Source organism: Porifericola rhodea (assembly GCF_030506305.1).
GTDB classification, from domain to species: Bacteria; Bacteroidota; Bacteroidia; order Cytophagales; family Cyclobacteriaceae; genus Catalinimonas; species Catalinimonas rhodea.
Genome location: NZ_CP119421.1, coordinates 1,382,909 through 1,398,868 on the forward strand (window position 1 = coordinate 1,382,909; position 15,960 = coordinate 1,398,868).

General features: G+C 43.4%; 8 protein-coding genes. 6 read left to right on the forward strand and 2 right to left on the reverse strand.

Annotated features, from left to right (window positions below):
* Window positions 1-288 precede the first annotated feature (288 nt).
* From PZB74_RS05690 to PZB74_RS05710, 5 genes are all read left to right on the forward strand, one after another.
* Complete coding sequence (locus tag PZB74_RS05690; protein ID WP_302241397.1) at window positions 289-3,066, forward strand: DUF1553 domain-containing protein; 2,778 nt, start codon at window positions 289-291, stop codon at window positions 3,064-3,066.
* An 86-nt stretch (window positions 3,067-3,152) separates the two neighbouring features.
* On the forward strand, window positions 3,153-4,637 hold the full coding sequence (locus PZB74_RS05695; RefSeq protein WP_302241398.1) for a DUF1501 domain-containing protein: 1,485 nt from the start codon (window positions 3,153-3,155) through the stop codon (window positions 4,635-4,637).
* A gap of 65 nt (window positions 4,638-4,702) precedes the next feature.
* Window positions 4,703-6,145, forward strand: coding sequence for a c-type cytochrome domain-containing protein (locus tag PZB74_RS05700; RefSeq protein ID WP_302241399.1), 1,443 nt, complete (start codon window positions 4,703-4,705; stop codon window positions 6,143-6,145).
* A gap of 109 nt (window positions 6,146-6,254) precedes the next feature.
* Window positions 6,255-6,833 carry a pseudouridine synthase gene (locus tag PZB74_RS05705; protein WP_302241400.1) on the forward strand — a complete coding sequence of 193 codons (579 nt, stop codon included), beginning with the start codon at window positions 6,255-6,257 and terminating at the stop codon, window positions 6,831-6,833.
* 81 nt (window positions 6,834-6,914) lie between these two features.
* Window positions 6,915-8,354 (forward strand): amidohydrolase, encoded by a 1,440-nt coding sequence (locus tag PZB74_RS05710; protein ID WP_302241401.1) that lies wholly within the window; start codon window positions 6,915-6,917, stop codon window positions 8,352-8,354.
* 110 nt (window positions 8,355-8,464) lie between these two features.
* Here the strand turns inward: PZB74_RS05710 and PZB74_RS05715 are convergent, their stop codons facing one another.
* Window positions 8,465-9,898, reverse strand: coding sequence for a capsule assembly Wzi family protein (locus PZB74_RS05715; protein WP_302241402.1), 1,434 nt, complete (start codon window positions 9,896-9,898; stop codon window positions 8,465-8,467).
* A 211-nt stretch (window positions 9,899-10,109) separates the two neighbouring features.
* Window positions 10,110-12,524 carry an ABC transporter permease gene (locus tag PZB74_RS05720; protein ID WP_302241403.1) on the reverse strand — a complete coding sequence of 805 codons (2,415 nt, stop codon included), beginning with the start codon at window positions 12,522-12,524 and terminating at the stop codon, window positions 10,110-10,112.
* 511 nt (window positions 12,525-13,035) lie between these two features.
* Here PZB74_RS05720 and PZB74_RS05725 point away from each other — a divergent pair.
* Window positions 13,036-15,846, forward strand: coding sequence for a substrate-binding domain-containing protein (locus tag PZB74_RS05725; RefSeq protein ID WP_302241404.1), 2,811 nt, complete (start codon window positions 13,036-13,038; stop codon window positions 15,844-15,846).
* Window positions 15,847-15,960: the final 114 nt, after the last annotated feature.

Below are 15,960 nucleotides of genomic sequence, written 5' to 3' on the forward strand. Positions count from 1 at the left end.
TTAGGTAAACATATACCCCGAGCCTGGGCCGCGACAAAAATAGAGGAATCAAACAAGTATTCAATACGATAGCAGCATATCCTCAACAGGGGCTATGGCATAGAACAAAGGTTTACGCTGCATAACTAAAAGGATTTAGTTTTCTTTAAAAGCGCATTTTACCTTACTTAAAATTATAGAGAAGTAAATTAATTTTCTTAAATTGATAGTTGCTTAGATTTAATACTCAGATAATGCATTCTGTTGATCGCATTTTGCAAAAATACTACTAACAACAACTTTAACTTTATGCCTGGCTTATCCTCAATACAGCGTAAGAAACGCTACCTACTTATTCCTTTTGGGCTGCTGCTGTTAAGTATCGCCTATGTACTGTGGGGCGAGTCTGTTCTGTTTGAGCAAAAAGTAGACTTTAATGCCGAAATACGACCTATACTGAACAAAAAATGTATAACCTGCCACGGTGGAGTCAAACGTTCTGGTGATTTCAGTCTTTTATTCCGCTCAGAAGCATTAGGCGTAAACGAATCTGGCAAAAGAGCTATTGTACCCGGCGATGTAGAAGCCAGCGAAATGATTCACAGAATCAAACATACCGATCCTGAAGAGCGTATGCCCCCCGAAGGCGAACCTCTTTCGCAGGAAGAAGTTAATTTACTCTCACGCTGGATAGAACAGGGAGCCTACTGGGAAGATCACTGGGCCTACGTTAAGCCTGAGCCCATTACCCCCCCCGAAGTTGAGTCAGACTGGGTTAATAATGATATTGATAAGTTCATTCTACAGACTCTTAACACAAAAAATCTGCAACCTTCCGCTGAGGCGGATAAAGCTACACTCCTCCGTAGGCTTAGCCTGGACCTGACCGGCCTACCTCCTGAGCAGGAGCTTATACATAAGTTTCTGTCAGACTCATCTGATCAGGCTTATGAAAAAGCTGTAGATTACCTGCTTGCTTCTCCCCGCTACGGAGAACGCTGGGCTGCTATGTGGATGGACCTTGCTCGCTATGCCGACTCCAAAGGTTACGAGAAAGATGACCACCGTAACATCTGGCAATATCGAGATTGGCTGATTAAAGCTTTTAATGAGGATAAACCTTTTGACCTGTTTACGATAGAACAGCTGGCTGGCGACCTGATGCCCAAGCCCCCAAAAGGGCAGGATGAGTCTCGCTATATCGCTACAGCTTTTCACCGCAACACCATGAACAATGACGAAGGAGGTACCGATGACGAAGAGTTTAGGGTTGCGGCAGTCATAGATAGAGTAAATACTACCTGGGATGTCTGGCAGGCAACTACCATGGCTTGTGTGCAGTGCCATAGTCACCCTTATGACCCTATTCGTCACGAAGAGTACTATAAATTTTACGCTTTTCTAAATAACACTTCCGATGCCGATGTGCCTAGTGAATCGCCTAACTTAAAGCAGTTTAAAAGGGAAGAAGACCAAAAAAAGCTAGAAGAACTAAAAAATTGGGTAATCACCCATACGGCATCTGCGGATGATAAGCTAACTCAGGCTCAGCAAATTGTAGATATGGTAAGGTTTACCGAACCTAAGTTTCATCCTAAAAATTTTAAAGAGCTTACCAAAGGAGCGCTGGCCGATGGTAAATACCTGGAAGTAGATGATGGCGGCTACGCTATTATACCAGACTATACTCTCACTGGCAAAAACGAATTGCTTATCAGCTACCGTGCACCTCAAGGCGGCGGACTGGTAGAGTTTAGAAAAGGTGGACTTAACGGTGAGTTGCTGGCACATTGGAAAGTAAAGAAAGCAGATAAAGGCTGGGGAAAATCTGTAGTAACTTCTATTCCACTGAAGCCCACTGAGGGTAGGCACGATGTATATATGATTTTCAAAGATCCTGGACGCAAAGGACCACTCTGCTCAATAGAATGGGTACTGTTCCATACATCTTTACCTGGTGCGGAGCAACCTCAGTATACTGAAATGAAACAGGCTTTTTTGTCTCTTCTTAACAAAGATGAGGTTGAAAAAACCCCGGTTATGGTAGAGCGCCCGGCAGACTTCAGAAGAAAAACCCATGTTTTTGTAAGAGGCAACTGGATGGTAGATGGTGAGGAAGTAGAAGCTGACGTACCTCACGCGTGGCCGGCAATGGCTGAAGGAGCGCCCAAAAATCGCCTCGGAATGGCCCAGTGGCTAGTAAGTACCGAAAATCCACTTACTGCCAGAGTCGCCGTTAACCGTTTCTGGTCTCAGCTCTTTGGTATTGGCATCGTAGAAACGGTAGAAGACTTTGGCACACAAGGAGCCAAACCTTCTCACCCTCAGCTTTTAGACTGGCTCGCTATGCAGTTTATGCATGAACATGCCTGGAGCATTAAAAAACTGCTCAAGCAGATTGTCATGTCTGCTACCTACCGACAGTCATCCAAGGTGAGACCACAACTACAGGAGGTAGACCCCGCAAATCGCTATCTGGCCAGAGGGCCCAGAGTAAGACTTACAGCAGAGCAGATTAGGGATCAGGCTCTTGCGGTCAGTGGTTTGCTCAGCACCAAAATGTATGGTCCCAGTGTAATGCCAGAGCAACCTGAAGGCATCTGGCAGGTTGTTTATAGCGGACGCCAGTGGAAGACCAGTGAAGGAGAAGACCAGTACCGTCGTGGCCTGTACACCTACTGGAGACGTACCAGCCCTTATCCTTCTATGATTGCTTTTGACAGCCCCAGTCGGGAGTTTTGTGTCACTCGTCGTATCAGAACCAATACTCCCCTTCAGGCTCTCGTTACGCTAAACGACCCTGTATTTATGCAGGCAGCACAGGCACTTGCCAAACGTATGTTGCACGAAGGAGGCGAAAACCCCAAAGCGTACATCAATACCGGCTATCAATTAGCTATGTTAAAGCCTCTGAGCCCGGAAAAGGAAAAGGCACTTTTAAAGTTATATGAAGAGGCACTGGCTCATTATCAGGCAGCACCAGAAGAAACCATAAAACTGATTGAGGAAGAAAATCATCAGCTGGCAGCACTGTCTGTTGTAGCTAATGCCATACTTAACTTAGATGAATTTGTAACCAAAGGATAGATTAGACTAATTCCCTTTCCGGCAGCTATTGCAGGAAAGAAAGTGATGAAAAACTACTGTACACAGCCAAAAATTGAAATAGAAACATGAAACTTTTTGAAGAGGCCCAACACCGCAACGCAGCATACGAAACTCGGCGACATTTTCTAAAGAAATGCAGCTCCGGGCTAGGTAGTATTGCTATGGGTTCGCTTTTCGGCTGTAACCCCTTTAGCACTTCAGAAAGTAAAATTGTACCACCGGTGGTAGGCAACCCTTTAGCTCCTGCAACTTCGCATTTTGCTCCAAAGGCAAAACGTGTTATTTATCTACACATGGCGGGTGCCCCTTCTCAACTGGAGTTATTTGATTATAAATCGGAACTGGCTAAACTTCATGGGTTGGACTGCCCGCCTTCCTTGCTGGAAGGGAAGCGCTTTGCTTTTATACAGGGCGTTCCCAAAATGCTGGGCCCCCAGGCTAAGTTTGCTCCCCGTGGGCAGTCAGGAGCTATGGTGTCTGATCTTCTTCCCCATTTTCATGAGGTAGTGGATGAAACTGCCATCATTAAAACCCTGCACACCGATGAGTTTAACCATGCTCCCGCACAGCTTTTGGTACAAACAGGTAGCTCGCGCCTCGGACGCCCAAGTATGGGCTCCTGGGTCACGTATGGCTTGGGGTCTGAAAATGACGACCTGCCCGGTTTTATAGTATTAGTTTCTGGAGGCAATACCCCAAGTGCCGGTAAAAGTGTATGGGGCAGTGGCTTTTTACCTACCATTTATCAGGGGGTGCAGTGTCGTTCAGAAGGAGACCCTGTACTATATGTATCTAACCCTGAAGGGATGAGCCGCGACTTAAGACGCAAGTCTTTAGATGCCATTAACCAGATAAATGAAAAAGAATATCAGGAGATGGGCGACCCCGAAACGCTAACTCGTATCTCTCAGTACGAAATGGCATTCAGGATGCAGATTTCCGTGCCCGAAATTATGGACATTTCTAAAGAGCCTGAGTATATACAAAAAATGTATGGCATAGAGCCCGGCAAAGCTTCTTTTGCTAATAACTGTCTGCTGGCCCGGCGGCTAAGTGAGCGTGGCGTACGCTTTATTCAACTGTACGATTGGGGCTGGGATACGCACGGCAATAGCAAAAGTGTAGCTATTGAGCATGGATTTAGAGATAAATGTAAACAGATAGACCAGCCCATAGCGGCCCTTATCAAAGATTTAAAGCAACGAGGACTGTTAGATGAAACTTTAATTGTTTGGGGAGGAGAATTTGGCCGTACCCCTATGCAGGAAAACAGAAATGGCAGAACTATGCCTTTTATGGGACGCGACCACCATACCGAAGCTTTTAGTATGTGGATGGCCGGCGGAGGAGTAAAAGGAGGTATTACCCACGGAGAAACTGACGAAATAGGCTACTACGGCATTAAAGACAGAGTGCATATCCATGACTTACAGGCTACTATTCTGCATTTGATGGGCATGGATCACGAACGACTTACTTATCATTTTCAGGGTCGAGACTTTAGGCTTACCGATGTGGCAGGCAAAGTGGTAAAGCCTCTTTTAGCATAAAATATCATTGTTATTTAATAGATTACCCAAGTTTAAGAGTATATTATTTCTAGAATACAGTAATTATGGAGCAGACGACCTCAGATTTAGTATTATTTTTCGGGCGATTTCATCCCATCATTTTACACTTGCCCATTGGCTTTTTGCTTATAGCATTCGTGTTGGAGCTTATGTCTCGTATCAAAAGGTTTGAAGCTTATAAAGCTGCCGTAGGCCTTATTTTGTTTCTGGGTGCTGTATCTGCTATTGTAGCCGCGGTACTAGGTTACATGCTTGCGCAAGGCGGTGGCTATGGAGATGAACTACTTTCTCTACACCAGTGGCTTGGTATAGCTGCAGCACTTACCGCTATCATTTCTTTAGTACTCAACTGGATGGTTAGCAAAAACATTTCTCCTACTCTGGATAAAGTTTATGTATCTACCATGTCGGTAATGATTATAGTTTTGATGGCCGCCGGCCACTATGGAGGTTCTTTAACTCATGGCTCTGACTACTTAACACAGTATATGCCTAACCCATTAAGGACATTGGCTGGCATGGAGCCCAAGCAAGAGAAAAAAGAGGTTAAAATAGCCAGCATACCTGAAGCACAGATCTATCACGATATTGTTTTTCCTATTATTGATGCTCGCTGTGTCTCCTGCCATAACCCTGATAAGCGCAAAGGAGAGCTCGAGATGCATACACCCGAAGCTCTGGTAAAAGGAGGAGAAAGCGGAGAGGCTTTTATTGCTGGTAATGCTGCCGAAAGTGATATGATTAAAAGGTTGCTCTTACCCGAACACCATGATGAACATATGCCCCCAGAAGGTAAAAGCCAACTGACCGAAGAGCAGGTAGCACTGCTAAGCTGGTGGGTAAACGAAGGTGCTCCTTTTGACAAAACAGTAGCACAGGTTAATGTAAGCGAAGAGATTCAGGCTGTGTTGAACACATTAGCTGACCCTAATGCTAACAAGTCAGAAGTAGAAATTCTACTAGCCACTGAAGTGCCCGAAGTAGATGAGCAGTCGCTAAAGCAGTTGCAAGCCTCCGGAGTACAGTTAATGCCTCTGGCTGCGGAAGTCAACTGGCTGCAAGCCCGCATTCCCCTAAGCAAATCCGGAGACTCATTAATACAGGCGCTACAACCAGTAGCTGAACAGCTTACCTGGCTGGATATGGGTGATACCCGCACTTCTGATCAGGCACTTGCCACAGTACCAAAGTTTAGCAAACTTACACGCCTGCACCTGGAAAACACACAGGTAACCGACGCTGGTTTGCAACATATAAAGGACTTACCTTATCTGGAGTACCTCAACCTATACGGCACCCAGGTAAGCGACGAAGGCATACAACAGCTAAAAAGCTTAAAAAACCTAAAAAAACTATACCTGTGGCAGACCCAGGCTACAGAAGAAGGTGTAGCTAAGCTTCAGGAAGCTCTGCCTCAGTTAGAAGTAAACATGGGAATTAACAATTGGGAAAGCGTAAATGCTGACAGCACGCTAGCAGCAAAATAACTAACGCAACTCTTTAAGTAAGGGCGGAAATCACTAGGGTTTCCGCCTTTTTTTGTGGTTTAGATTTGTAAGTTTGTGTGCTCAACTTTTTTATCATTAAGAAGCTATCATGGCACGACTTATTCTATTCAATAAACCCTTTCAGGTGCTCTGTCAGTTTTCTCCTGAAGGAGACAAAAAGACGCTTAAAGACTATGTACCTATCCCTAAAGTGTATCCTGCTGGGCGGCTTGATTATGATAGTGAAGGTCTTGTAGTCCTTACTGATGCCGGATATCTTCAGCACCTGATTAGCGATCCCAAACATAAAATGGGTAAAACATACTGGGCACAGGTAGAACGTATACCAGATGAGCAGGCATTAAATCAGTTAAAAGAAGGGGTACAACTTAAAGATGGATTAACCCGCCCTGCTCAGGTTAAACTGATAGATGAACCTGATATTTGGGAACGGCACCCTCCTATTCGGGAACGTAAAAACGTACCCACAGCCTGGCTGGAATTACAAATTAAAGAAGGACGCAACCGGCAGGTTCGCCGAATGACAGCCGCTGTTGGTTTTCCTACTCTCCGGCTGGTTCGCAATACCGTAGGGCCATGGTCTCTGCAAAACTTACAAGTGGGGGAATGGATAGAAGTACCTTGCCCTAAAAACAGGCAGGAACTGATGAAGATGATGAAGGCTTAGTATTTATGCACGAGCGAATTCACTGTTTGAAAGTTTGGCAGCTTTCCATATCTTCAGAACTTATCCTAACCTATCCGTTACATGAAGAGAATAATTACCTCATTAATCATTTTGGCTAGTGTATTGCCTACCTATGCCCAAAAGAAAGTAAAAATCAATAGCCAGAAGAAAGCTGTCATCCAGTCTGTAGATGATAAGTCTGAAGCGCTAACACAGCTAAGCGATAAGATATGGGCTTTTGAGGAAGTAGCTTTTCAGGAAACTCAATCTGCTAAAGCACTTGCCGACTACGCCGAAGCACAAGGCTTTACAGTAAAGAGAGGAGTCGCAGGTATCCCTACTGCTTTTACTGCTGAATATGGTTCCGGAGCACCTGTCATTGGTATTCTTGGAGAGTTTGATGCACTGCCAGGCCTGTCACAGAAAACTGTGCCCACTAAAGACCCGCTAAACCCAGGCGCCCCTGGCCATGGCTGTGGACATAACCTTTTTGGTGTAGCCTCTCTTGGGGCAGCTACTGCTATTAAAGAACTTATTGAAGCTGGAGAATTAGAAGGCACTGTTCGCTTTTATGGCACCCCGGCAGAAGAAAAGTATTTTGGTAAGTTGTGGATGGTACGAGAAGGTCTTTTTGATGATGTAGATGTATGCATGGATTGGCACCCTTCCGCAGAAACAAAAGTGAGTGTGCAGAAAGGACTTGCCCTGGTAGATTTTATAGTAGAGTTTGAAGGGCAGGCAGCCCACGCCTCGGGCGACCCCTGGAATGGACGTAGTGCGTCTGATGCTTTAGAGCTCTATACAACTGGTATTAACTACTATCGTGAACATATTAAACCTACTGTTAGGATTCATTATCATATCCAGGATGGAGGCCAGGTGGTAAATGTAGTACCTGACTATAGTAAAATCTGGACCAGAGTAAGGGATACTAATCGTGAGGGCATGGAAAAAGTATGGAAGCACGTAGAGCGTATTGCCGAGGGTGCTGCTATTATGGCAGATGTAGACTACAAAATCAGCCTGGTATCTGGAGTGCATGAGGTATTAGTGAACCGCACTGGGGGAGCTGCCTTACAAAGCAATCTGGAATACCTGGGTTCTATATCTTATACTGATGAGGAACAGGAGTTTGCCAAAAAAATTCAGGAGGCTACTCAATCTGAGATTGTAGGTATTGAGTCTAAAATTGAGCCTATGGAAGAAACCTTAGAAAACCCTATGGGAGGCTCCACCGATGTGGGTGATGTGAGCTATGTAGTACCTACCATTCGCCTCAGTGCCACTACAGCTCCTAAAGGAACACCATGGCATTCTTGGGCAGTAGTAGCTTGTGGCGGCATGTCTATAGGGCACAAAGGGATGCTTTACGCAGCTAAGGCACTAGCTATGACTATGGTAGACCTATACGAAAAGGAAAAACTGAGAGAAAAAATTAAAGCAGAATTTAAAGAGCGCAAAGGAGACTACGTATACAAAGGCATCGTACCCGACGGCCCTCCCCCTATCGGTAATAATTAAAAAAGAAAATAATAAACCGTCCCCTTGCTTCATCAGGTAAGGGGACTTTTTGGAGATAGTATATATGCTATATACCTCACGGCATATTCGTTCTTCCACTTTACCTTAAGCTAGTTTAAGAAGGTATTCTTCCATTGTATACCTAAAGCAAAACTCATATTATTACTCAGGTTGCCAAGGTCTAGCGTAGTAGACAATTTTAAACCTAAGGAAGTAGCTGCAGTATACTGTAGTTCCGTTTGCAAATAGCTTTGTGTCGGTTGATGGTTAAATGCTCCATTATAATAATTTCCGAAATGTCTGCTATATGTAAATAACTGACGGTAGCTACATTGATCAGAAAGTGAACCCGCAACTCCTACATGCACTGACTGCACACGGTTACTAATAAAATCATATGCACCAAGAGCTTCCTGATCTAATTGATAGTTTTCAGCTTGAGCCTTGTTGAGAAGTAAAGGAGTACCCATGCTATAGCCTTCATTTGTCCAACCCGATCTGTAGATAGAATGGTTATAATAATTAAATTGTCCTATAAACATACCTTCACCTCCCTGATGACTAGTGTTGAGATACTCTACTACGACCTTTTCTATCACCTCACAAGGTAGCTTATTAACCCTTAACCCCACTAGTCGGTCTTTCCCGAAGATATAGAGGGCATCTAAATTATCTCGTCCATATATTTTTTCATTACGCCCAGTTTCATAGGGAGTCTGCGTATATAGGTGATACAAGCTTGTTTTAAGCTTCCAGCGAAGGCCTAAATCTGTAATCAGGATATGATTACCTAGGGCGTTATAAATATTCTGAGGAGCATCTGTATACTTTTCATCCTGTTTTTGTGGTGCTCCAATTATTATTATTCTGTAATCTTGAAACCTATCTGGCAAAGGGCCCTGAGGATGATTACCTCCCCACTGCACAAAATGGTTGAGACCTCCTTCAAAAGCAAAGTTCTGATTCCCAATTAATAAGTAAAAATTTTTTGCATGTAAATAGGCTCCCTTCACGTAGCGATCACTGCCTAACCAAGCATGCTGCCAACGTCCTTTAAAATGAACCCATCCCTCGCTAGCAGGTATGGGTGTATACTTATTTACTGCCAACTCTATTGCAGGAACAGGTAGGGCATTATGGCTGATGGCTAATGACCCTGCGGAAAGCAAGGAGTCAACTTCACCCCAGCGTTGCCTAAAGCGACCAGCTTTTAGGTCTATATTATTGTAAGATAAAGATGCGTATGCCTGTGCAATTTGAACTTGCTTGGTCAGCAATTCAGTATTTAGTTGCACTGAGGAATTTAACCTCCAGTATTTTCCAAAACCTGCCCGGTAATGTACCCCTCCTCCCACTAATAAATATTGCTTTTCATTGGGTATACTCCCCCATTGATTGGAAACCTGCCAGAATGGCTGATAACTTTTATCAGCATACCCAACCTGAGTCTCTATGCCTATATTTAAACTATCTTTAAATTGAGCAAAAGAACTAAAAGGCAGACTTGTACAGCAGATTAGTAATAAAATTATAACTTTTTGCACTTCAAGTTGTAATTAACATGTAATATTTACACTCAAAGATATATTATTTATTTAAAAAGTTAAATTTTATATTAAATATGTCATAATAGTGAGTAAGATCGGGATCTACATATAATAGGAGGCATGTAAGAAATAAAGGAGACCTCCCATTTTTAGCTTAGGCTTAAATAAGTTGAATATCTATCTAAGCCTGAAAATTATAGCTGTTAGGTTATTCATTTCTTAAAGAATCTACCGGGTTAGCGATTGCTGCTCTGGCCGACTGCCAGCTTACAGTAAGCCAGGCAATGCAGAGTGAGCTTAGGCCTGCCAGAATAAATATCTCCGGGCCTATTGCGATACGGAAAGCAAAACCTTCCAACCAGCTTTCCATCACATAGTACGCTAAAGGGATTGCCAACACAAAGGCAATAATTACCAGTTTGGTAAAATCTTTAGACAGCAGAAGCATTACACTTCCTACTGAAGCACCCATGACCTTTCTAATACCAATTTCTTTAGTACGCTGCTCGGCCATAAATGCGGCCAAACCCAACAGCCCCAGGCAAGCTACTAAAATGGCCAACCCGGTAAAGATAGAAAACACTACGCCTAGACGCTGCTCGGCTCGGAATAGCTTATCGTAGTCTTCGTCCATAAAAGAATATTGAAAGGGTTCATCAGCAGCATACTTTTTCCAGCTTTGCTCAATACTACTCATGGCAGTACGCACATCGCCATGAATTCTTACAGACAAATGACCTCCCCTTTCAGCAAGCATTAGGGCAAGCGGACGAATATCTGACCGCAGGCTTTCAAAATTAAAATCTTTAAACACTCCTACTACGGTATAGTCTTCCATGCCCCCATACTCACCCCCGAAATAGGAAATTTCTTCATTGATAGGTTTTTCAAAACCAAACTGTTTGACTGCCGCTTCATTAAGCAACACTACCGCAGTGTCTGAGAGGTAGTCGCGGGAGAAGTTTCTCCCTACAAGCATCTCTATTTTTAAGGTGGGCAAATGCTCATAATCTACAAAATAGGTAGAGATAAGAATGTCTTCATCTGTATCCTTTTTTCTAAAAATAGTGGTATTGTTTGCTCCCGGGGGCACGTGATTAGAAATGGAGGCATTAATTATATTAGCTTGCCCGATTAGTTCTTGCTTCAATGCCTTCTGTTCACCCTCATTAAGCTTCCACAGCCCGCTAAGTACCACTATATTTTCCTTATCAAATCCTAAGTTCTTGGTTCTGGTATACTCCAACTGCTTGTATACCAGCAATGTACAAATGATAAGTGTGATAGATATAAAAAACTGAAATACAACCAACACATTGCGAATACCACTGCTCTTCATACCTGCTTTGAGCCTGCCTTTGAGAACCTCTACCGGACGAAAAGAGGAAAGGTAAAAAGCGGGATAACTTCCAGCAATAACTCCAACCAGTATAGTAAGGCCCATTAAGCCAGCAATAAACTCCAATCTAAAAAAAACATCTGAAGAGATCTGTTTACCTGCCAGGTAGTTGAACGGCTGTAATAATAACAAAGCTGCAAAAAGCGCCAGTACACTAGCAAGCACACTCAACAAAACTGATTCTGTCAGAAACTGACGAACCAGGTGTTTACGCAGCGAACCCAGCGTTTTGCGTACCCCTACTTCTTTAGCCCTGTTGGCAGAGCGTGCAGTAGCCAGGTTCATAAAATTAATACAGGCTAGCAGTATAATAAAAAAGCCAATTGCAGCGAAGATATAAACGTAGGTAATATCGCTGTTAGGCTCAATCTCATCATTTAAATGGGAATGTAGATGTATATCTAACAGTGGTTGCAGAAAATAGCCATATTTATTTCCCTGTTCCATAAAATTTTTCAGAGAAACTCCCATATACTGTTCTACTTCTGGCCCTACATACTTCTCTACCAATGTGACTAGTTTTTGATCTACTGCCTCGGCCGAAGCCCCTTCATGTAAAAGCAAGTAGGTCATGAAGCTATTGTTAAACCATTCCTGACTGCGGCTAAACTCCATACTGCTCATAGAGCGTAGCATATTAAAATGAAAATGAGAGTTGTCGGGCAAGTCTTTTAGTATACCCGTAATTATATGGGGGGTTTTTTCATTACCTAAAAGCAAAGTCTGCCCCAAGGCAGAATCGTCGCCAAAGTATTTGTGCGCTATATTTTGCGGTATTACTAGGCTGTTAGGCTCTGTCAGGGCAGTAGCGGCATCTCCTTCCAGCAGTTCAAAACTAAATACTTCAAAAAAAGTAGAATCAGCAATAAACACCTTTTCTTCAGAAATAACCATATCTCCCTTACGAATTACCAGGTCTTGATGGTAGGTATAGAGGCGGGTAGCATTTTCTACCTCAGGAAACTCTTCCACAGCAGTAAATGCCAGAGGAGCAGTAGTATTGGTGGTAAAAACTTCTTGCTCCGCTATTTTTCCATTGAGAGCAACACGGTAAATTCGGTCTGCCTTTTCGTTGAAAGTATCATAGCTCAGCTCATGTGCAATGTATAAAATGATAAGCAGACTGCTGGCCAGGCCAATACTTAACCCAATAATGTTGAGGAAAGCATATAATTTATGATTAGCCAGGTTGCGAAAAGCAATTTTGAGATAATTACTAATCATTATAGAAGGGGTTTAGGTAGTAAAAGCATAGGCAAATGCTTATATATTGCCTCTTTTAGATTAGATGCATTTGATGCTAAAAGGTTGCAGCCTTTACTCAGCTTTTCTTGGCAAACATAAAACCTGACTATTCTGAAAGTAGTATAGGAATTCCTTTTAGTAAGACTAAGCTTGCGCTACGACTTTGTACGCTACGAGTATAAACAAATAATACTATTGAACCTGATGGTCTTGGTAAGCTTGAAACTTAATAGCTTAAGAAGCGCATTATCTCCGATTTTACACTAAAGCACGGAACCCTTTTCTGCTGAAGCAGACCTTAGGTCTTATATGATCAGCAAAAATTTTATGCTTACATACGTAATACTCGCCTCGCACAACAACAGCATATAAATATCACTGTTTATGAATAGATAGCCCCTCATTCAAAATTCTCAAATGATTATGCTATTTTTAACCTTATCTTTATCAATTATTTAGCATATCTTATCAATGCAGCTCTGGCCTACTGATGGATACACACATAAAGTTATATAAGCACCAGCAACCTTTTCTCTCTGTTTACAGCCCCTTTTTTATACTGCTGTTTACTCTACTGTGCATATCCTGCCAGCCCAATCAGCAAGACGCTATTCTTATCGGCTTTTCGCAATGTGTAGATGATGACGACTGGCGTCAGACTATGTATTTTGAGATGCAGAAAGAGCTTGCCTTTTATCCGGAAGCCCGGCTTATCTACAAGAATGCCGATGCAAGCAATGCGCAACAAATTGAAGATATTAAAAGTCTTAGAGATGAAGGTGTTGATATACTAATTGTATCGCCCAATGAGGCACAGCCCATTACCCCTATTGTAGAAGAGGTTTATGCATCGGGCATACCTGTGATTGTGGTAGACCGAAAAATTGCTTCTGATAAATATACTGCCTATGTAGGGGGAGATAATTATGAGATTGGCAATATTGCTGGGGCTTATGCCGCAAGCCTCTTGCCCGAAGGGGGCAAAATACTAGAAATCAGCGGGCTGCCTGGCTCTACGCCTGCTCAGGAACGTCATCGGGGATTTACCGATGCTTTAAGCCGTTTTAATACTCTCAGCCTTCTTGACTCCATCAACGGGCAGTGGGAAGAACATATTGCCCGTCAGGAAACCCGCCGCCAGCTCAGTAGGGTAAAGGAGGCTGACCTTATTTTTGCGTTTAATGATATGATGGCTCGTGCCACTCACGAAGTGCTGGACTCGGCGAAGGTACACTCTAAACCCATTCTATTTGGAATTGATGGCCTTTTTGGTCCCAGCCTGGGCATAGATATGGTAAGCCAGGGTATATTGGATGCTACTTTCCTGTACCCCACCGGCGGAGACAAAGCAATAGAGCTCGCAGTCAACATTCTTAAAGGCAAACCCTTTGACAAAGAAAACATATTACAGACCACTGTAATAGATCAGTCTAACGTCAAGATTATTAAGTCTCAGGCAGAAAAAATCTACGATCAGCAGCAGGATATCGTTAACCAGCAGCGTGCTATAGAGGAGCAATTGGCAGTATACCAAAACCAGCGCACCCTACTCTATGTGCTCATTAGTAGTTTGGCTGCAGCCATTATTTTAGGTGCCTTTGCCCTTTACGCGCTCAGAGAAAAGCTGGAAACCAACCGGGAACTTAAAAGTAAAAACGAAGAGATTTTAAAGCAGCAACAGCAGATTATGCAGCTCGCACAGGAAAGTGAAGAAGCCAACCAGGCTAAGTTTCGCTTCTTTACGGATATTTCCCATGAATTTCGTACACCCATCACCCTCATTCTTACTTCTATAGAGGATATTTTGGAAAGCGGAAGCTCGCACAAGCAAGCCCTCCAGCGTGATATTCTTCTCATTAAAAGAAATGCGGCCCGCCTACTACGCCTGGTGAGCCAGCTGCTTGACTTTCGACGTATAGAGCATGGAAAAATGGAAGTTAAAGCTTCGCCCGGCGACCTGATACCTTTTATACGCGAAATATTTTCTGCTTTTGAGGCTACTGCGTCCAAGCGCAAAATAGACTATCAGTTACTTTGTCTGGAAAGTGAGCTCCCCATGTGGTTTGACGATTCTATGTTGGATAAGGTATTTTTTAACCTCCTCTCCAATGCCTTTAAATTTACGCCGAATGGTGGTAAAATCACTTTGATGGTAGAAAAGGACAAAAGTACGCAGAAGGCCCGAGTACTCATTAAAGATAATGGGCAGGGCATGTCTAAAAACCAGATGGCTCATGCTTTTGAAAGATTTTATCAGGGTGAGCAAAATAGTAGCATGGGCACAGGCCTGGGACTGTCTTTGTCTCACGAGCTTATCCACCTCCATCATGGGTCTATAAAAGTAGACAGTGAGCCCGCTAAGGGTACAAGCTTTGAAGTTAAACTGCCTTTAGGAGACACACACTTTAAGGAAAGTGAACGCTGCCACTCTTCCAGAAACGAGCATAGCACTGTGCTTAAAACCATCTATGAAGACGAGGATGCTTTTGAGGAGGAAGAGTCCGTTTCAGTCGGTTCACCCTCCGGCTTTTCCATTTTGGTGATAGAAGATAATACCGATCTCAGAAAGTTTTTGCTTACCAAATTACAGCAACACTACCAGGTGTGGGGCACCGAAGACGGAGACAGCGGGCTGGTATTGGCTCAAAAAGAAGTACCAGATCTCATTATTAGTGATATTATGATGCCCGGCACCAGTGGGCTTCAACTTGCCAGGCAGTTAAAATCAGACTTACGGACATCGCACATCCCCATTATTCTGCTCACCGCAAGAGATACTACGGAGCAGCAGGTAGAGGGCTTACAGACCGGAGCAGATGCATATATTGTAAAGCCTTTTCATACCCGCTACCTTCTTGCCCGGGTGCAGCAGTTACTACAAAGCCGTAATGCTTTGCAGGCACACTATAAGTCAGGCGCTACCGAATCCGCTCCCTTTCCACCACCTGTTGATGGTATTAGCACTATTGATCAGGAGTTTTTAGATGCCTTCCGGTCAGAGGTTCTGCAAAAGTTAGGAGACTCGGAACTTCATGTAAATGACATCGCCAAAGCAGTAGGATTATCACGCGTTCAGCTGTATCGTAAAGTAAAAGCCCTTCTGGAAGTAAGCGTGAATGACTACATCCGCCAACTGAGGCTGGAGAAAGCGAGAGCACTGCTATGCCAGCAGGAACTTAGTATTGCCGAAGTAGCATATGCTGTAGGCTTTTCTTCTCCTGCTTACTTCTCTACTGTCTTTAAAAATGAGTATCAGCAATCTCCTTCAGAATTTGTAAGAGACACAACCTCTGCCTCTTAATGTAACCATTTTAAAAGTCAATGATACAATTTTGAAAGGTAACCCCAGATTTAATGTGCCGCGTTGATAAATTTTTATTATTAACCCTGCTTTTTTACCTAATTCTATCACTTT

Excerpts from the sequence above, each read along its gene's own strand:
- PZB74_RS05725 (WP_302241404.1), top strand. The coding sequence starts at position 13,036 with ATGGATACACACATAAAGTTATATAAGCACCAGCAACCTTTTCTCTCT.
- PZB74_RS05720 (WP_302241403.1), bottom strand. The coding sequence starts at position 12,524 with ATGATTAGTAATTATCTCAAAATTGCTTTTCGCAACCTGGCTAATCAT.
- PZB74_RS05710 (WP_302241401.1), top strand. The coding sequence starts at position 6,915 with ATGAAGAGAATAATTACCTCATTAATCATTTTGGCTAGTGTATTGCCT.
- PZB74_RS05695 (WP_302241398.1), top strand. The coding sequence starts at position 3,153 with ATGAAACTTTTTGAAGAGGCCCAACACCGCAACGCAGCATACGAAACT.
- PZB74_RS05700 (WP_302241399.1), top strand. The coding sequence starts at position 4,703 with ATGGAGCAGACGACCTCAGATTTAGTATTATTTTTCGGGCGATTTCAT.
- PZB74_RS05690 (WP_302241397.1), top strand. The coding sequence starts at position 289 with ATGCCTGGCTTATCCTCAATACAGCGTAAGAAACGCTACCTACTTATT.
- PZB74_RS05705 (WP_302241400.1), top strand. The coding sequence starts at position 6,255 with ATGGCACGACTTATTCTATTCAATAAACCCTTTCAGGTGCTCTGTCAG.